Genomic DNA, 17,245 nt, shown 5'->3' with positions numbered 1-17,245 from the left:
TCTTTGGTGAGAAGGCGACTATCGGTATGCGCGCGCCTTCTCGCTTGCCTCCTCCCCTATGCTCGGGCAGGTTGCCTAATGAGAAGCGAGGAACTGTTGGCCGGGCTAACGGCGCCGACCAAGTAAGTAACCGAGTAAGAATGCGATAATGACCCATGGCACCCACGGACGCTCTTTCAAAAAATCCTCGATAACGCCGAGGGCAACATCTACTTCAGTGAGACCTTCACCGGCAGGAACGTGAATTGTGCGCCGGGCAACGGTTGACTCTTCCGGCTCAGGTGCATGCGCAGCAGGTTTGGGATTGGGCGCGGCAGCCGGCTCAGGGGTAACGGGAGCAGATGGTGGCGCGGCAGCCGGCTCAGGGGTAGCGGGTGGTGATACTGAGGTAGCAGATGTTGCAGGTGTGGCCGACTCGGATTCAGCCGTGGGTGAAGAAATACCACTGCGCCGTGCCTCAATCTGCGCGGCAAGCGCCTTAAGGCTCTGGGAAATCAGCGTCTTGGCTGCACCATCAAGGAGACGTTGGCCAACACTAGCGATAGTTCCACCAACGTGTGCCTCACCACCGTAGTCGAGAATCGTCTGTCCGTTTTCTTCACGGAGCTGAATGCTGCCCGATCCTTTCAGAAAGCCATTACTACCTTTCCCGTCGACGTGAATGTCATACGACTCAGGCGCGTGAATGTTATCAATCTTTACGCGACCGCTGTACACGCCGCGCACTGCTTGCAGGCCGATCTTCAATGTGCTCTCATATTCGTTTTCGCCAACTTGCTCAAGTCGCTGACAACCGGGAATGGTGCGGGCTAACACTTCTGGATCATTCAGCGCAGACCACACTTCCTCACGACTAGCTGCAAAGATGTAATTGCCGGCGATCTTCACACTAACTCCTTGCTGCCCGGTTCACAGATATTGAGCCGGGCAACCTCTGTAAAAAGACGAGTATACCTATACCTTAATACACGCCATGCTCTGTCCTGCCGAACTAGGAGAGCTTGCTTTACACTGGTAGTATACTCGAGATAATTTTATGCGCGTCTAGTTATGGGTTCCATATCTATCTTACTCAGCAGCACAAGCTTTGTCAAGGCAATGTGCAGGTCGAGTTGGTTGCAGTGCGCATTGGGCAGCTATCACCGATTCCGTAGGGACGAGGAACGAAAACGGGGCAAAATTCCTTGCCCAGATACTTGACAAAGGCGAGTTGCATAATTTATATTATCCGCAACGTATTGGTGTAGGCGACACCGACACGCACCTCAACAACATACACGCACTCATCCAGAGCGGTGGAGGGACCGGCCCGTTGAAACCGCAGCAACCCTCGCATGCGTCGCCGCGTGCGAACGGTGCTAATTCCGGCAGAAGTGTTCTGGAAGATGAGCGACGTGGCAGCGCGGCTTGCCGCAATGATTTCACGCCCTCATCGCACGTTGAGGGCGTTTTTGTTGCCTGCAATTTGGCTCACTTTGATAAATGCTTGAGGAGGTTGTTCATGTCCGATGCTCCGCGCTTCACCGGTTTCGAGACGCTCGCCTTGCATGCCGGTCAGACCCCTGATCCGGTTACCGGATCACGGGCGGTGCCGATCTATGCCACCACATCGTATCAGTTCAAGGACACCGATCATGCGGCGCGTCTGTTCAACTTGCAGGAATTTGGTAATATCTACACGCGCATCATGAACCCGACCACCGACGTGTTCGAGCAGCGCATGGCGGCGCTCGAAGGTGGAGTTGGCGCGTTGGCATTGGCGTCAGGGCAAGCCGCCGAGACGCTAGCTATTCTCAATCTAGCCGGCAGTGGGGACAATATCGTTGCTTCGTCAGATTTGTACGGCGGCACGTATAACCTCTTCCGCCACACCTTACCAAAGCTCGGCATTACCACCCGTTTTGTCGATGCGCGCGATTACGACGGTTTTGCGGCTGCTATTGACGATCGCACTAAAGCCTTTTTCCTCGAATTGGTTGGAAATCCGCGGCTCGACGTGCTCGATCTGGAACGGATCGCGGCCATCGCCCACGAGCGCGGCGTGCCGGTGATAGTTGATGCGACAACGGTGACGCCATATCTGTGGCAGCCGATCCAGCACGGCGCCGATATTGTCATCCACTCGGCGACGAAGTATATCGGTGGGCACGGCACCGCCATTGGCGGGATTATCGTTGATAGTGGCAAGTTCGACTGGGCAGCCAGTGGCCGGTTCCCTGAATTTACCAGCCCTGATCCGAGCTACCACGGGTTGGTTTACACACAGACGTTTGGTCAATTAGCGTATATTATCAAAGCGCGGGTGCAGGGCTTGCGTGACATCGGCGCGGCGCTCAGTCCATTTAATAGCTTCCTCTTTTTGCAAGGGTTAGAGACGCTGCCGTTACGGATGGAGCGGCATAGCAAGAATGCGTTAGCTGTCGCTCAGTACCTTAGCGAACATCCGAAGGTGGCATGGGTGAACTACCCCGGTCTGCCGAGCCATCCGAGCTATGCGCTGGCGCAGAAGTATTTGCCCCGCGGCCAGAGCGGGATCGTCGGTTTTGGCTTGAAAGGCGGACGAGTGGCTGGCCGTACCTTCATCGAGCGGCTACGCCTCTTCTCGCATCTGGCAAACATCGGTGACGCTAAGAGCCTTGCTATCCATCCGGCCACGACGACCCACAGCCAGTTGACGCCGGAAGAGCAGCGGCTGACTGGCGTGACCGACGATTATGTGCGGCTCTCGATTGGTCTTGAGACGATCGACGACATTTTGGCCGATCTCGATCAAGCGCTGGCCGGGACGCCGTCATAATACACAGCGGGCATCGCGGCGACAACGGTGTCGCCGCTGTTGCCGGCTGCCCGGCTTCCTTGCAGTCAGGAGAAGATGTTGATGGAAGCTTTCGTTCATGCGCCAACCCCAGAGGGGGTTGGCTATGTGCGCACCCAGCGCATGCATTGGACAACACCGCTGACGTTGGTGAGTGGTGCAACGCTGGCACCGTTGACGCTGGCTTACGAGACATACGGTGAGCTAGCCCCTGATCGCTCGAATGCGATCTTGATCCTCCACGCCTTGTCAGGTGATGCGCACGCTGCCGGCTACCATAGCCCCGCTGACCGTAAACCGGGCTGGTGGGACGGAATGATCGGGCCGGGACGCGCATTCGACACCAACCGCTATTTTGTCATCTGCTCAAACGTGATCGGCGGTTGTCGTGGTTCAACCGGTCCCTCAAGCCCACACCCGGCTGATGGTAAGCCTTACGGATCGCGCTTTCCCATCATCACGATTGAAGATATGGTGCATGCTCAGCGGCGTCTCATCGATGCGTTGGGCATCGAGACATTGCTGGCGGTGGCCGGTGGTTCAATGGGCGGGTTTCAAGCGTTAGCATGGGCAGTGGAATATCCGCAACGGGTGCGCGGAGCGATCCTGCTAGCAACTAGCGCTCGCTCAAGTGCGCAAACAGTGGCGTGGAATTACATTGGCCGGCGCGCGATTATGGCTGATCCACGCTGGCAAGGCGGCGACTATTACGATGGCGAACCGCCGCGCGACGGTCTGGCAGTGGCGCGTATGCTTGGCCATATCACCTATCTGTGCGAAGAGAAGCTGGAGCAACGCTTTGGTCGGCGTGGTGATCCCGGTACGCTCGATCTTGGGCCGCACTTTGCGATTGAACACTATCTCGAACATCAAGCGGCCCGCTTCAACGATCGGTTTGATGCCAATTCCTACCTTATCATCACCCGCGCCATGGACAGTTGGGATCTAGCGGCGCGTTACGGTTCGCTGGCGGCGGCCTTTGATCAAGCGCGGGCGCGGTTCCTTGGCTTGGCCTACAGCAGTGACTGGCTTTACCCGCCGAGCGAGACCTATCAGATGGAGGCGGCAGCCCAAGCGGTGGGCCGTTCGTTTACCACGCACTTGATTGCTACTGATGCCGGTCACGACGCTTTTCTGACTGACCTTGACGTGCAGAGTGTATTGATCCGTGATTTCCTTGATCGGTTGGCGGCTGAATAGCAGGAGGAATGCATAAGAAGTCAGTTTTGCAGCCTTCAGTAAGCGCAGCACAGTGTATGCGCCAGTTGCACGAAGCTGTTTACCTCCACACTGGTTTGCGGTAAGATAACAGTGATCTCTAGAGATAGATGCCTTTCCGTGCCAGTGGGTGAGGATTCATTGAAGCACGCTGGATTGTGGCTTAAGCAATGGGTATGGTTGCCATCGGCAAGCTGGCAGCGGGTGGCTCTGTTGTTATTGGGCGTGTGGGTTGCCTCAGCAGTGCTCGCCTTGGCATTTGGCAGCGGCTGGTGTTTCGCGGCCTTGGCTGGGCTTGGCGGGATGAGCGTAGCGTTAGGGTGGTATAGCTGGCGTGAGCGCACGCAGCGGGCCGAACTGCAACGCCATCTTGTCGCCCTTGAGCGTGAATTGGCTGAAGCTCGCGTTGCGGCGACAGTGGCGATGCGAGCCAAAAGCGCATTCTTGGCTAATATGAGCCACGAGTTGCGCACACCGCTCAATACCATCATCGGCTACAGCGAATTATTGCACGAAGACGCACAGGAAGGCGCACTAAGCCCGGAGCTTGCGATCACTCGCCTCCGACGCATCAGAGAATCAGCCGGACAGTTGCTGAGCCTGATTAATGATGTGCTTGATCTTGCCCGGCTCGAGGCCGGCGATGTGGTGGTGAGTCGAGAACGCTGGCCGCTGGGGTTGCTCATCGACGAAGTGCAAACTGCGATTGCGCCGTGGGCGAATGCGCATAGCAACCGGCTGTCGATCGATCTGGCAGTTGATCCGGCGACGATCATCGAGGTTGATCGCGCTAAGGTGCGCCAGATTTTGTTGCACCTCTTGCAAAATGCGGTGAAGTTTACTCGCCAAGGTGAGATCAAATTGGCTGTAGCAATCTGTGATGATGGGGAGGGGCCGGCAGTGCTGCGACTCAGTGTGAGCGATACCGGCATTGGCATGAGTCGCGAACAGCTCGAGGTACTGTTTGAGCCGTTCGTCCGCTTTGACGAAGCGTTAACCCAACGCCACAGCGGCGCTGGGATAGGTTTAGCGATAGCCCAGCGGTTGTGCATGGTAATGGGTGGTTCGATTGCAGCAACGAGCCAGCCCGGTAAAGGGTCAACGTTTTTGGTGACCATCCCGCTCGTTCCCGCTCGCGTACCGTTAGCGATAGCTGTCAATGAACGGTGATCAAACATCTCTATGGCAGATAAACTCAATTCGATGCGCCTGCTCGATCGCCAGCGCATCACGTATACCATTCACGAGTACGATCCAGCAGCGCCGGACGCAGTGGCGGTAGCGGCGGCAATTGGCGTCCCAGCGGCGCAAGTCTGCAAGACGTTAGTAGTGCTCGGCGCCGGCGTGCGACCAGCCTTGGCGATGGTGCCGGCTGATTGTCAGCTTGATCTCAAACGGCTTGCAACATTAGCCGGAGTCAAACGATGCGAGATGGCGCCACACGCTGAAGCTGAACGTCTGACTGGCCTGCGGGTCGGTGGCATTGGTGCGCTGGCGTTGACGGCGAAACGGTGGCCGTCATACCTTGATGAGTCGGCGCTGGCGCATCCGATCATCTATGTCAATGCTGGCCAACGCGGGGTGATGATTGGATTAGCACCGACCGATTTGGTGCGGGTGGTAGGGGCAGTGGTAGGGGCAATTGCAGTGCGATCTGTAGAGGCGGCAAGCTCAACCACGAAGTAGGGGTGAAGGTTGTTAGAAGCAAGTTTCGAGGGGTTGCACGGGAGTTCACCACGATTTCGTACAAGTTGCGAGGTAAGCCTGCCTATGCTACAATAAGGGGCGATGGCGACGTAGCAAAGTGGTAATGCAGCGGTCTGCAAAACCGCCATTCGCGGGTTCGATTCCCGCCGTCGCCTCCAGAGGCGTCTACGAACGAGAGGTTGATTGCCTCTCGTTCTTTATTTCACGAGATCGTATGCGAATTCTCTGCGCACTGACCTACTATCGTCCGTACACAAGTGGTTTGACCATCTATGTTGAACGATTAGCCCGTGGCTTAGCGCGGCGTGGGCATCGGGTGACTGTACTTACCTCGCAGTACGATCCGAGTTTGCCAAAGGTTGAACTGCGCGATGGTGTGCGCGTGGTGCGTGCGCCGGTGCTGGCCCGAATAAGTAAAGGCGTGCTGATGCCCACGTTTGGTTGGTTAGCCACGCGCCTTTCACTCGAACATGATGCTATGAGTCTGCATTTGCCACAGTTTGATGCGCCGGGGTTGGCACTGCGCGGCAAATTGCTCAAGCAGCCGGTGGTGCTGACTTACCATAGCGATCTTAAACTGCCGCCGGGTATGCTCAATCGGGTGGCGAATCGGGTTGTAGATACAGCTAATCAGGCGGCGGCGGCGTTGGCGACGCGGATCGTTGCCTATACCCAAGATTTTGCCGATCATTCGCCCTACCTACGGCGGTGGCGTCACAAGGTAACGATTATCCCACCACCGGTTGAGGTAGTTGATGTATCCGAAGCCGAGATTGCTGCGTTTCGGCGGCGCTGGAATCTACACGGGCCGGTGATCGGCATGGCTGCGCGGTTGGCAGCCGAGAAGGGGGTGGAGGTGTTATTAGAAGCCTTGCCGCGCATTCTCGCCGTCTACCCGACAGCACGTGTTCTCTTCGCCGGTCAATATCAGCAGGTGCTAGGTGAGGAAGCGTATGCCCTTCGTTTGGCACCTTTGTTTGAGCGGTTTCGCGACCATTGGACATTCCTCGGCACGCTGAACCCGACTGAGATGGCCGCCTTCTTCCCCAATCTCGATGTCTTAGTAGTGCCATCGCTCAATTCGACCGAGACGTTCGGACTAGTACAGGTTGAGGCAATGTTATGCGGTACACCGACGGTTGCCAGCAATTTGCCGGGTGTACGTCAGCCGCCGTTGCTTACCGGGATGGGGAAGGTGGTTCCGATTGGTGACGCCGTGGCATTGGCTGAGGCTATTCTTGAGATTATCGCTCATCGCGAGCAATATGTTCGGCCACGGGAAGCCGTCGCGGCGCTGTTCAGCACCGAACGCACGGTTGATGAGTATGAGCGTTTGTTTCGTAGCTTAGGCGTCACTGAATAGCGTGAACGCGGTACAATGAGAGCGGTAAGTCAAAAAAGCGATCAGCGCGATGTGCGATGATGATGCGCTTAGGGGTGTTCGCCCTATAGGCTGTCATCGTGTCTAATAACAAATGAGTAAGTATAATTCCCCGATTCGGGGGGCGCACCGAGGTCAACGTCCACCTATGCCTGACTACTTACGACCACATCTGCTGACATTGCCGATTCATCGAGCCATGATTCGCTCGATTGAAGCACGCCTTTTTGCTGAGTTGGCCCCTGATCTGCCCGAGCCGATCATCGACATCGGGTCTGGTGATGGCACGTTCGTGCAGATTGCCTTGCCGGGTAAGCAGATTGTTGGGATTGATCCGCGGGTAAGTGATACGCATGAAGCGGCCCGGCGCGGCGTCTATACCGGTCTCTGCGTTGCTGACGGCGCAGCACTGCCTTTTCCCGATGGATCATTTGCGACGGCGATATCGAACTGTGTGCTTGAACATGTCAAACCCCTCGATCAGGCCTTGCGCGAAGTAGCGCGCGTGGTGCGTCCGGGTGGGCTGTTTGTGGCGTCGGTAGTAGGCGATCAGTTTCCTCGCGAGCTGCTGGGAACGTGGTTCCTTAACCGGCTCGGCCTTGATGGTAGTCGGTATGGGCAGTGGTTTAACCGTATTTCTTACCACTACAACACCTTGAGCCGAGCAGAGTGGGCTGAACGATTTGAGCGAGCCGGATTTGTGGTTGAGGTTTGCCGACCATATTTGAGCGATACGGCGCTCAAGCTGTTTGATTTCAGCCATTACTACGGTGCGCCGAGTCTGCTCACCCGCAGGTTAACCGGACGGTGGTTGCTTGCGCCGCCTTTTACACCGAACCTTCTCTGGGAGCCGATATTGCGTCGGATTTATGAAGCGCCGGCGCCAGACGATGCTCCCTACTACTTTTTCATTTTGCGGAGGCGTTATGACTGAGTCAACCATAACCGCGGCCGAGTTGACTGCTGCTGGCAGAGCAGCGTTCATTGCCGGCGATACGGTGACGGCGCGCTTGCGGTTTCGTGAAGCACTTGAGATAGACCCAAATCACGTTGAAGCCTTGCTCGGGATGGCCGCTGCAGTGCGACCGTACCGCGACAAGCGCGAATATCTGCTGCGCGCCTTGGCGGTTGATCCAGAGAACAGTGAAGCGCGAGCCACACTCGAACACGTCGAGGCACGGTTGGCCGCTGGCGAATTACTTGCGCCGACGGGAGTGCAAGTGCGCGAACGCGAGGAACCGATCACTGTTGAAGAAGCTCCGGCGCCCCACGTTGAGCCAGCAACCGAGACATTATTTTGCTACCGCCATCCGCAGCGCGAGACGGGGTTGCGCTGTATCAGTTGCGGGCGTCCGATCTGTCCGGAATGTGCGCGGGCAACGCCGGTCGGGCAAATTTGCCCCGAATGTGCCCGCGAGCGCACGCCAGTCAATTATCAAGTTGAGCCGCCGCAGTTGTTAGCGGCTGGGGTCGTTGCGCTCATTTATGCACTAGTAGTAACGCTAGCTGCGGGGGTAGTGATTGGCTGGGCCGGTTTCTTCGGTTTCATCGTCGCATTTTTGCTCGGTCCCATGACCGGTAATGCCCTTTCGCGCGTCATCGATTGGGCGACCGGGCGAAAGCGTGGTCGCATGCTGATGATCGTCGTTAGTGTGGCGTATGCTTGTGGATCGTTGCCGTACATCGGCTTTATCATTTTGCTCGGCGGCTTCCCGTTAGCGCTGCTGTTTTACTCGATTATCGTCGTGACAACCGCCTTAGCGTGGTTACGCTGATGACAGTTTTCTTAACCGTATGGACAGGCTATCTGGCAGTGGTACAACAAAGGTTAAGGCATCCTAAGCTTGTGGGTGTCCAATGAATGAAGGGCGGGTGGCAAGGCGCACATCTCCACATCATGATGCAGCATAGTGGCGCTTCACCCGGCGCTGAGGCAATGGCAGAATAGTTGCCGGTGGCTGGCAGGGGAGGCGTTATGGCGAACGAAGGCCAAATGAAGTTAGCGGTGCGCGGTGACAAAAACCCGCTCGATATGGTCGAGCACCGGTTGCGCGAACAGATCTTTGGTCAAGAGCGAGCGATCGAGAGTGTGATTCGAGTGCTTAATCGCTCACGATTCGGCTTTTCAGCCGGTAATACCCGCCGTCCACGCGCTACTCTCCTCTTTCTCGGCCCTACCGGTGTTGGCAAGACGGCCACCGCGCGTGCCTTGGCCGAATTGCTCCGTCCTGATGGCAGTGCCTTTCTCAAAATTGACTGTTCGCTCTTTAGCCAAGGGCACGAGGTGAGCGCCTTGGTTGGTGCGCCGCCGAGCTATGTCGGGCGTGACCAGAAACCATTGCTCAACCCTGACATTATCGAGCAAGAAAACAGTGTAGTGTTATTTGATGAAATTGAGAAGGGGCAGCCTGAACTCTGGAATCTGCTCTTGCAAGTGATGGAAGATGGCGAAATCCTGCTGCTCAACGGTGGGCGACGGGTGAGCTTTCAGAATAGTATCGTGATTTTCACCACCAATGTCGGCGCGAAAGAGATGGTTGACTTTCTTGACCGGCGCACGATTGGGTTTCGCACGCCGCATAAAGATGTTGAAGCCACCGGTCGCGAGATCTATCAGATCGGGTTTGAAGCCTTGCAGAAGGTGTTTCAGCCAGAGTGGATCAACCGGCTTGATGAAATCATCGCCTTTCGCCCGCTTTCGGCAGAAACGCTCAGCCAAGTGTTTGATCGCATGATTGCCGAGTGCAATCAGCAGTATTTACGGTACGCGGTGCAGTTGCGCGTCACGCCAGCCGCCAAAGAGTACCTGCTGAACAAGGGGTTTGACTCGCGGTTTGGTGCGCGGCCATTGCGCCAACGTATTCTAAAAGACATCGAAGCGCCGCTGGCCGATTTGCTGGCTTCAGGCGGCATTCCTCCCGGCAGCATGATTGAATTGCGCTACACCGGGGTTGATCAGCACGGCCAAGCGTTGCAATTCTACTACGATGAAGCGCCGGAATTGATCGAGCGGGCTGAGGAGTTGCGCCAGCATGAGTTGCAGCGGTTGGCGGTCGGCCAGAGCGATGGGCCGCAGCCGCCGAGTATTAGCCTTACCCACGAGCGGAGTAACGCGGCAGAAGGCGGTCTCTTTACTACCCGTGGCCCGCGTGCTACGCCGCGCCGCGACCTGCGTGATGGAAGGTAATAGACGCACAAAACGCTAAGGCTGGTTAACGCAAAGACGCCGAGGACGCGAAGGACGCAACGGGTTTTGTAGGGAAGGTTACCGGCCTTTTACCAAGCCGGCAACCTGAAACGCCGAGGACGCGAAGGTCACAACGGGTTTTGTAGGGGAGGGTTGTTGAGCGTACTGGCGACTGTATCTGAACATCCTATCGTACTCTTTGGGTTAACCCCCTTGTCAGCGCAAAGGGGGCAGAAAGAAAACCACCGTGTTAGCTAGAGCGTATCCCCCAAAACCTTCGCGTCTAGTGCCTTTGCGCGAACATTCCTCGGCGTCTTTACCTTGTTTGCGTCTGTTTACGGCGCGTTCGGGTTGGGCCGGCGCGCAACCGAGAGATCGGGTTCGGATCCATCAGCCAAAGGGCGCTTGAGTATGAGATAACTGCGGCCCGGCATCACTGCTTGCACACCGCACACTTCCCAACCGTCAGCGCCTAACTTATTGAGGAAGCGACGAGCAAAGCCGGTGTTGCGTTCACCCGCTTCGGGATAGCTCTCTTGGCCTTCGACTGAGACGCGCTGCCACGCCTCGACAAACACGACTTTGTACTCCCAACGCATACGATGCTCCTTTTGATGTTACGCGGCGGGTGGCCGTGGCGCCGGCCTCCGTCGCTGCCGCTGTGCCCCGGTCTGCCGGGCACATGAGTAGTGTAGTACCAATTTCACGTAATGTCAATTACAAAATTACACGTCTTGCAACGAGGATGACAACCCGGAGGTGATGGCGTACTTTCCCACCCTTGCCGGAATTAAAAAAGTTTTTGGCTTTTTTATTGACAATAGCTTGAAATGCTGGTAGACTATACCATAGTAGTTCGGAGTAGTGCGACTATGGAAATCTCACGTTATCCGTCCGATAGTCCAGCCGGTATTATCTTGCGCTACTTACAGCGTCATGCGCGGGCGACTGTCAAAGAGCTGGCCGACTTGCTCGGTGTCAGCACAACGGCGGTACGCGACCATCTTGTGCATCTGCAAGCCGAAGATATGGTTGAGGTGACGAGCGAGCGCAATGGGCCGGGCCGTCCGCGATTAGTGTATTCTCTGTCTGAGAAGGCGCAAAAGTCGTTCCCCAAGCAGTACGATCGCTTGATCAGCAGCCTCCTACGCGAGTTGATCGAGTTAGAGGGTGAGGGCAAGGTTGAGCAATTGCTCGATCGGGTCAGTCAGCGGTTGGCGAGCGAGTATGCCGACCGAATGGCTGGTGCCGATGTCGCAGCTCGCCTTAACGAGTTGCGTGTACTGCTAGAACAGCGTGGTGTGCCGGCTGAGATTAATCCCGAGGGCGATGTGTTGCGCCTATTCGCCTGTCCGTTCTACGATGTGGCAGCCGATCATCCTGAAGTCTGCTCGATGGAGCGGCGTATGATCGAGTACGTGCTTGGTGAAAAGCTCGTGCTCGAAGATACCATTCGGGCGGGGGCGCACAATTGCCGCTTTGTCTTGCGTCCAAACGATATTCCGCTCACGGTAGCGCCATCGGTTGCTGACTCTGATGCTAAGGTTTAGGTTTATTCTGCTTTGTTTAATGAGGAGCACATGAGCAACGATCTGATCATCAAAGATCTGTATGCGCGGATCGGTGACAAAGAGATTCTGCGCGGTGTCAATTTGACGGTGCGGCAAGGCACCATTCACGCGATTATGGGCCCGAACGGCAGCGGTAAGAGCACGTTGTCGTATATCATTGCCGGCCATCCTTCGTATGAAGTGACCGGTGGTGAGATTTGGTACAAGGGCCACAATCTGCTGGAGCTGGAGCCAGATGAGCGCAGCCGGCTAGGTGTTTTCCTTGCCTTCCAGTACCCGGTGTCAGTGCCGGGGGTGACGGTGGCGAATTTCTTGCGTTCGGCTATTAATGCGCACCGCGCCGAAGAGGGCAAAGACCCGAAGGAGACGGCGATTCCGGCATCTGAGTTCCGCAAATTGCTGCGCGAAGGTCTCAATATCCTCGATATGGACGAGAGCTTTGCCCGTCGTTACTTGAACGACGGTTTCAGCGGCGGCGAGAAGAAGCGGCTCGAAATTTTGCAGATGCTATTACTCAAGCCATCGATGGCGGTGCTCGATGAGACCGATTCGGGCCTTGACATTGACGCGCTACGAATTGTGGCCAATGGCGTCAACCGCTTGGCCGGCCCCGATATGGGTGTGTTGGTGATTACCCACTACCAGCGCCTGCTTAACTACATCAAGCCCGATGTGGTGTCGGTGATGATGGAGGGCCGTATCGTCCGTGAGGGCGGCCCCGAATTGGCGCTTGAGCTGGAGGAGAGGGGTTACGACTGGCTCCGCGAGGAGCTGACCGGTGCGGCTTAAGGGAGATGCGCATGACAACGACATTGCCAACCCTGAACGAGATCAGCGCCGAGATGGTCGTGGCTCGCTCGCAAGCAGCCGGCGAGCCGATATGGCTGACCGAACGGCGGCGCGAAGCTTGGACGGCGTTTGCCCAGATGACTCCGCCCGAATGGCGTCGCACCGACCTCAGTAAACTCGATCCGACCACCATCGCGCCATCCGATGGTGTGCATGCGACTGCGATCCAGTGGGATCCGGCGCTGGCGGCGCAAGGTGTCGTCTTTACAACGCTGGCGGCGGCGCTGCACACCCACGAGGTGCTGATCCAGAAATACATTGATACGGCGGTTGAGCCGTTGAAGCATAAATTTAGCGCGCTGCGGGCGGCGCTCTGGCAAGATGGGGCATTGCTCTATGTGCCCAAAGGTGTGGCGATTGAGGTGCCGCTGCGCTTGATCTACACCCTCGCTGCCGATGGTGTGGCGATCTTTCCGCGTACACTGGTGATCGTTGAGCCGCAAGCCAGCGTGACCTTGATTGAGGAGTTTACCTCGCCTGACGTGCGCTCCGGATCGTTTGCCGGCCCGATTACCGAGATCTTTGTCGGTGATGGTGCGAGTGTGCGGTTCGTAAGTATTCAGCATTGGGGCAACGGCGTATACCATATTGGCGGCCAGCGCGCGATCCTTGCCCGCGATGCTCATCTCGAATGGACCTCGATCCAGCTTGGCGGGCAAGTACAGCATATTGAGGCTGAAACGACCTTAGTAGGAAATGGTTCACGCCTCAATTGGCTTGGTGCGACCTTTGCCGCTGACACCCAGCATCTAGTGATTGCACCGTGGATGCGCCACGTTGGCCACCATTGCGAGAGCTTCATGCAGTTTAAGACGGTGGTGAACGATACGGCGTATAGCGTGTTCGATGGCATGATCAAAATCGAGCACGAGTCGGCGGCGACGAGCACACGGTTGGAAGAGCACGCCCTTCACCTTAGCCCGAAGGCGCGTAACGATAGTATCCCCGGCCTCATGATTAGTACGAATGATGTGCTAAAGGGCGGGCATGCCTCGACCAGCGGCGACATCGATCAAGAGCAGCTCTTCTATATGCAGACCCGCGGCATTCCACGCGCAGAAGCGCAGCAGATGATTGTGATGGGCTTCTTCGAGCCAACGCTTGAAACAGTACCACTTGAGGAGCTACGGGCAGAGTTGACGGCTGAGATCGCTGCCAAGATTTAAGCGGTGGCGCTTGCCTTTGAGTGGTTCGCTGCTCTGAGGCAAGCACCACGTAGTTCGCTGTGCAGTGCGTGAGAGCACGCTTCGCCATTGAAAGCTGACGCCAAAAACTCATTGGCGATCAGATTAGGGTATAGCTATGGCGACATTATCACAGTTTGATGTAATTGCGCTGCGGCGTGAGTTTCCCATTCTTCATCAAGAAGTTCATGGTAAACCGCTCGCCTTTCTTGATAGTGCAGCGTCGTCGCAGAAGCCGCGACGTGTGATCGAGGCGTTAGAGCATTACTATCGACGCTACAATGCCAACGTTCACCGTGGTGTCTATCGCCTGAGCGAGGAAGCGACCTTTGCCTACGAGCGCGCACGCGGCAAGTTAGCCCGCTTGATCAATGCGCCGAGCCAGCGTGAAGTGATCTTTGTGCGCAACACCACCGAGGCGATCAATCTGGTTGCCTATTCGTGGGGCAGCGCTAACGTTCGGGCCGGCGATCGCATTCTGCTGACGATGATGGAACACCATTCCAACATTGTGCCGTGGCAGTTGTTGGCTCAGCGCACCGGTGCCGAACTGATCTATCTGCCGTTTGACGGTCAAGGTCGGCTTGTGCTTGACGATCTCGACCGCCTGCTCGATGAGCGAGTGAAAATGGTTGCCTTCACCCATCAATCGAACGTCTTCGGTACGATCAACCCGGTCGAGCCGATCGTAGCGCGAGCGCGTGCAGTCGGTGCGCGGGTGTTGCTCGATGGGGCGCAAAGCGTGCCCCATATGCCGATTGATGTGCAGGCGCTTGGAGTCGATTTTCTGGCGTTCAGTGGCCATAAGATGTGTGGTCCGACCGGCATTGGTGTGCTGTGGGGGCGGCGTGAGCTGCTTAACGCAATGCCTCCCTTTCTCGGCGGTGGTTCAATGATCGATCTGGTGGAGCTGGATCACAGCACCTTTGCTGCGGTGCCGGCCCGCTTCGAGGCAGGAACGCCAGCAATTGGCGAGGCGATTGCGCTCGGCGAAGCAGCTGATTATTTACAAGAGGTGGGGTTGGCGGCCATCCATCACCACGAGCAGGAGTTAACGGCGTATGCGCTGGAGCGATTGGCTGAGGTGCCGGGTCTGACCGTCTATGGCCCACCAGCCGGGCCGGATCGCGGTGGTGCGGTGAGTTTCTCGCTTGAAGGGGTACATCCGCACGACGTGGCGGCTATTCTTGACCAAGAAGGAGTGGCGGTACGGGCTGGTCATCACTGTACACAGCCGCTGCATCGAGAGCTAGGGGTACTCGCGACGACGCGGGCTAGCTTCTATCTCTACAATTTGCCCGAAGAGATTGACCGTTTGGTTGTTGGTTTACATAAAGCACGTCAGATTTTCGCCTAGGGTTTAGCGAGATACGGTTATGGAAGACATTTACCGTGAACAAATCCTCGAACATGCCCGTCATCCGCGCAACTTTGGTCATCTGCCGGTGCCAACCGTTGTCCGCGAAGAGCGCAATCCGCTCTGCGGTGATCAGATCCGGCTCGAACTGGCTATCGCCGACGACGTGATTACCGATGTCCGTTTTACCGGACGTGGCTGCGCAATTAGCCAAGCCAGCGCCTCGCTCCTTACCGAGGTAATTAAGGGCAAATCGGTCGAGGAAGCGAAGCACTTTAGTAAGGATGATCTGCTTGACCTTATCGGTATACCACTGGCCCACAATCCAAGTCGGCTCAAGTGCGCACTTCTCTCGCTGAAAGCACTTAAGGCTGGTCTGTATGGAGTGGGTCAGGAGGATGAAGACATATAGTGGCGTCGATTATCTAGTAAAGGAGAAGCACAGTGGTCGCTGAAGCGGTTAACTTGCAATTTGACTACTCGCGCTATGGCTTCCGACAGGAAGAGCGCTATGTTTATAAAGCGCCCAAAGGTTTGAACGAGCGCATTGTGCGCGAACTTTCCGGCATGAAGGGCGAGCCGGAGTGGATGTTGAAGCGGCGGCTGCGCGCGCTCGAGATTTTCAACAAGAAGCCGACGCCGCTGGTGGGCACGTGGGCCAATCCGGAACTGGCCGAGCTGAATTACGATGACATTCACTACTTCGTGCGCGCTAACGAGCGCCCGCAGACTGACTGGGATGCGGTGCCGCCGGAGATCAAGAACACCTTCGAGCGGCTGGGCATTCCCGAAGCCGAGCGCAAGTTCCTCGCCGGCGTCGGCGCGCAATATGAGTCGGAAGTCGTTTACCACTCGCTGCGCGAAGAGTGGGCTAAGCAAGGCGTGATCTTTCTCGATACCGACACCGCGCTGAAGGAGTACCCTGAGTTCTTCAAGGAGTATTTCGGCACTATCGTGCCGGCGGCTGATAATAAGTATGCCGCGCTCAACACCGCAGTCTGGTCGGGTGGCTCGTTCGTTTACGTGCCGAAGGGGGTCAAGGTCGATATTCCGCTGCAAGCCTACTTCCGCATCAACGCCGAGCGCATGGGCCAGTTCGAGCGCACGCTGATCATCATTGACGAAGGGGCCGAGGCCCACTACATCGAGGGTTGCACTGCGCCGATCTATAGCACCAACTCGCTTCACTCGGCGGTGGTCGAGGTGATTGTCAAGAAAGGCGGCAAGTTCCGCTACACCACTATCCAGAACTGGGCCAACAACATCTTCAATCTGGTCACCAAGCGGGCGGTGGCTTACGAAGAGGCCAGCATGGAGTGGGTGGACGGCAATATTGGCTCGAAGCTGACCATGAAGTACCCGTCGGTCTACCTGATGGGCCGCAAAGCGCGCGGCGAGGTGCTCTCGGTAGCGTATGCCGGTCGCGGCCAGCACCAAGATGCCGGCGCCAAGATGGTGCATCTCGCGCCAGAAACGACCTCGCGCATCACCAACAAGTCGGTGAGCAAAGACGGCGGCAAGACCACCTACCGCGGTCTGGCCAAAGTCGCGCCGGGGGCGTATGGCGCCAAGATCAACGTCAACTGCGACGCGCTGATCCTCGACGAGAAGTCGGCCTCGGATACGATCCCGTACATCGAGATTGAAGAGGATCGCTGCACGCTGGCCCACGAGGCGACCGTTGGCCGCATCGGCGCCGAGCAGCTCTTCTACCTGATGAGTCGCGGTATTTCCGAATCGGACGCGCTCTCGATGATTGTGCTTGGCTTCATGGAGCCGTTCACCCGCGAGCTGCCGATGGAGTATGCGGTCGAGTTGAACCGCCTGATCCAGCTTGAGATGGAAGGCTCGGTCGGCTAAAGCGTGGTGTGGAATGCGAGGGATACGAGCGCTCCCATGCGTTGGGGGCGCTCTGTTATTGGGCGGCGTAGGTGCAGGATGAGGGGGTCAGTACGCCGCGCTGCCCGTATATAGAG

The 17,245-nt window shown here is 56.9% G+C and carries 16 protein-coding genes, 1 tRNA gene and 1 riboswitch; of the genes, 15 read left to right on the top strand and 2 right to left on the bottom strand.

The annotated features are described in order from the left end of the window. Positions 1–105: 105 nt before the first annotated feature. Entirely contained in the window at positions 106–888 is a 783-nt protein-coding gene (locus Q1A59_RS12500) for a carbon monoxide dehydrogenase subunit G (RefSeq protein ID WP_298401311.1), read from the bottom strand. Between the two features lie 392 nt (positions 889–1,280). Continuing rightward, a riboswitch (SAM riboswitch) is annotated at positions 1,281–1,392 on the top strand. A gap of 109 nt (positions 1,393–1,501) precedes the next feature. On the opposite strand from Q1A59_RS12500, the gene Q1A59_RS12495 reads away from it, so the two are divergent. The 9 genes from Q1A59_RS12495 (at position 1,502) to Q1A59_RS12455 (ending at position 10,308) form a co-directional block, all read left to right on the top strand. After that, the gene (locus Q1A59_RS12495; RefSeq protein ID WP_298401313.1) at positions 1,502–2,797 is read left to right on the top strand and encodes a homocysteine synthase; all 1,296 of its coding nucleotides are present in this window, start codon (positions 1,502–1,504) and stop codon (positions 2,795–2,797) included. 81 nt (positions 2,798–2,878) lie between these two features. Continuing rightward, positions 2,879–4,015, top strand: coding sequence for a homoserine O-acetyltransferase (locus tag Q1A59_RS12490; protein WP_298401316.1), 1,137 nt, complete (start codon positions 2,879–2,881; stop codon positions 4,013–4,015). A 159-nt stretch (positions 4,016–4,174) separates the two neighbouring features. Next, entirely contained in the window at positions 4,175–5,203 is a 1,029-nt protein-coding gene (locus tag Q1A59_RS12485; protein WP_299645076.1) for a sensor histidine kinase KdpD, read from the top strand. Positions 5,204–5,215: 12 nt separating this feature from the next. Then, on the top strand, positions 5,216–5,719 hold the full coding sequence (locus Q1A59_RS12480) for a YbaK/EbsC family protein (RefSeq protein ID WP_298401320.1): 504 nt from the start codon (positions 5,216–5,218) through the stop codon (positions 5,717–5,719). A 104-nt stretch (positions 5,720–5,823) separates the two neighbouring features. After that, positions 5,824–5,898: transfer RNA gene (locus Q1A59_RS12475), tRNA-Cys, on the top strand. Between the two features lie 56 nt (positions 5,899–5,954). Next, complete coding sequence (locus Q1A59_RS12470; protein ID WP_298401322.1) at positions 5,955–7,103, top strand: glycosyltransferase family 4 protein; 1,149 nt, start codon at positions 5,955–5,957, stop codon at positions 7,101–7,103. 217 nt (positions 7,104–7,320) lie between these two features. Further along, positions 7,321–8,055 carry a class I SAM-dependent methyltransferase gene (locus Q1A59_RS12465; protein WP_298401324.1) on the top strand — a complete coding sequence of 245 codons (735 nt, stop codon included), beginning with the start codon at positions 7,321–7,323 and terminating at the stop codon, positions 8,053–8,055. Beyond that, the gene (locus Q1A59_RS12460) at positions 8,048–8,896 is read left to right on the top strand and encodes a hypothetical protein (protein ID WP_298401325.1); all 849 of its coding nucleotides are present in this window, start codon (positions 8,048–8,050) and stop codon (positions 8,894–8,896) included. Before Q1A59_RS12465 ends, Q1A59_RS12460 begins: the two co-directional genes overlap by 8 nt. A gap of 200 nt (positions 8,897–9,096) precedes the next feature. Beyond that, positions 9,097–10,308, top strand: a complete 1,212-nt coding sequence (locus Q1A59_RS12455) for an AAA family ATPase (protein WP_298401326.1) — start codon at positions 9,097–9,099, stop codon at positions 10,306–10,308. A 335-nt stretch (positions 10,309–10,643) separates the two neighbouring features. On the opposite strand, the gene Q1A59_RS12450 is transcribed toward Q1A59_RS12455, so the two are convergent. Further along, positions 10,644–10,907, bottom strand: coding sequence for a hypothetical protein (locus Q1A59_RS12450; RefSeq protein WP_298401328.1), 264 nt, complete (start codon positions 10,905–10,907; stop codon positions 10,644–10,646). A 273-nt stretch (positions 10,908–11,180) separates the two neighbouring features. On the opposite strand from Q1A59_RS12450, the gene Q1A59_RS12445 reads away from it, so the two are divergent. From Q1A59_RS12445 to sufB, 6 genes are all read left to right on the top strand, one after another. Next, positions 11,181–11,858: a metalloregulator ArsR/SmtB family transcription factor gene (locus tag Q1A59_RS12445; RefSeq protein ID WP_298401330.1), complete on the top strand. Its 678-nt coding sequence runs from the start codon at positions 11,181–11,183 to the stop codon at positions 11,856–11,858. 30 nt (positions 11,859–11,888) lie between these two features. Then, complete coding sequence (gene sufC, locus Q1A59_RS12440) at positions 11,889–12,668, top strand: Fe-S cluster assembly ATPase SufC (RefSeq protein WP_298401332.1); 780 nt, start codon at positions 11,889–11,891, stop codon at positions 12,666–12,668. A gap of 11 nt (positions 12,669–12,679) precedes the next feature. After that, positions 12,680–13,894 carry a Fe-S cluster assembly protein SufD gene (sufD, locus tag Q1A59_RS12435; RefSeq protein WP_299645075.1) on the top strand — a complete coding sequence of 405 codons (1,215 nt, stop codon included), beginning with the start codon at positions 12,680–12,682 and terminating at the stop codon, positions 13,892–13,894. Positions 13,895–14,030: 136 nt separating this feature from the next. Then, positions 14,031–15,269 (top strand): cysteine desulfurase, encoded by a 1,239-nt coding sequence (locus tag Q1A59_RS12430; RefSeq protein WP_298401337.1) that lies wholly within the window; start codon positions 14,031–14,033, stop codon positions 15,267–15,269. 19 nt (positions 15,270–15,288) lie between these two features. Beyond that, positions 15,289–15,681, top strand: coding sequence for a Fe-S cluster assembly sulfur transfer protein SufU (gene sufU / locus Q1A59_RS12425; protein ID WP_298401339.1), 393 nt, complete (start codon positions 15,289–15,291; stop codon positions 15,679–15,681). A 32-nt stretch (positions 15,682–15,713) separates the two neighbouring features. After that, positions 15,714–17,129 carry a Fe-S cluster assembly protein SufB gene (gene sufB / locus Q1A59_RS12420; RefSeq protein ID WP_298401341.1) on the top strand — a complete coding sequence of 472 codons (1,416 nt, stop codon included), beginning with the start codon at positions 15,714–15,716 and terminating at the stop codon, positions 17,127–17,129. Positions 17,130–17,245 lie beyond the last annotated feature (116 nt).

Source organism: uncultured Chloroflexus sp. (assembly GCF_937951745.1).
Classification (GTDB): domain Bacteria; phylum Chloroflexota; class Chloroflexia; order Chloroflexales; family Chloroflexaceae; genus Chloroflexus.
Note: the sequence above shows the minus strand (reverse complement) of the source record. Positions and strands in the feature narration are given on the sequence as shown.

Coding starts and splice junctions, on each gene's coding strand:
- Q1A59_RS12490 (WP_298401316.1), top strand. CDS start 2,879: ATGGAAGCTTTCGTTCATGCGCCAACCCCAGAGGGGGTTGGCTATGTG.
- sufU (WP_298401339.1), top strand. CDS start 15,289: ATGGAAGACATTTACCGTGAACAAATCCTCGAACATGCCCGTCATCCG.
- Q1A59_RS12465 (WP_298401324.1), top strand. CDS start 7,321: ATGATTCGCTCGATTGAAGCACGCCTTTTTGCTGAGTTGGCCCCTGAT.
- Q1A59_RS12495 (WP_298401313.1), top strand. CDS start 1,502: ATGTCCGATGCTCCGCGCTTCACCGGTTTCGAGACGCTCGCCTTGCAT.
- sufD (WP_299645075.1), top strand. CDS start 12,680: ATGACAACGACATTGCCAACCCTGAACGAGATCAGCGCCGAGATGGTC.
- Q1A59_RS12450 (WP_298401328.1), bottom strand. CDS start 10,907: ATGCGTTGGGAGTACAAAGTCGTGTTTGTCGAGGCGTGGCAGCGCGTC.
- Q1A59_RS12430 (WP_298401337.1), top strand. CDS start 14,031: ATGGCGACATTATCACAGTTTGATGTAATTGCGCTGCGGCGTGAGTTT.
- Q1A59_RS12470 (WP_298401322.1), top strand. CDS start 5,955: ATGCGAATTCTCTGCGCACTGACCTACTATCGTCCGTACACAAGTGGT.
- sufC (WP_298401332.1), top strand. CDS start 11,889: ATGAGCAACGATCTGATCATCAAAGATCTGTATGCGCGGATCGGTGAC.
- Q1A59_RS12455 (WP_298401326.1), top strand. CDS start 9,097: ATGGCGAACGAAGGCCAAATGAAGTTAGCGGTGCGCGGTGACAAAAAC.
- Q1A59_RS12460 (WP_298401325.1), top strand. CDS start 8,048: ATGACTGAGTCAACCATAACCGCGGCCGAGTTGACTGCTGCTGGCAGA.
- Q1A59_RS12445 (WP_298401330.1), top strand. CDS start 11,181: ATGGAAATCTCACGTTATCCGTCCGATAGTCCAGCCGGTATTATCTTG.
- Q1A59_RS12480 (WP_298401320.1), top strand. CDS start 5,216: ATGGCAGATAAACTCAATTCGATGCGCCTGCTCGATCGCCAGCGCATC.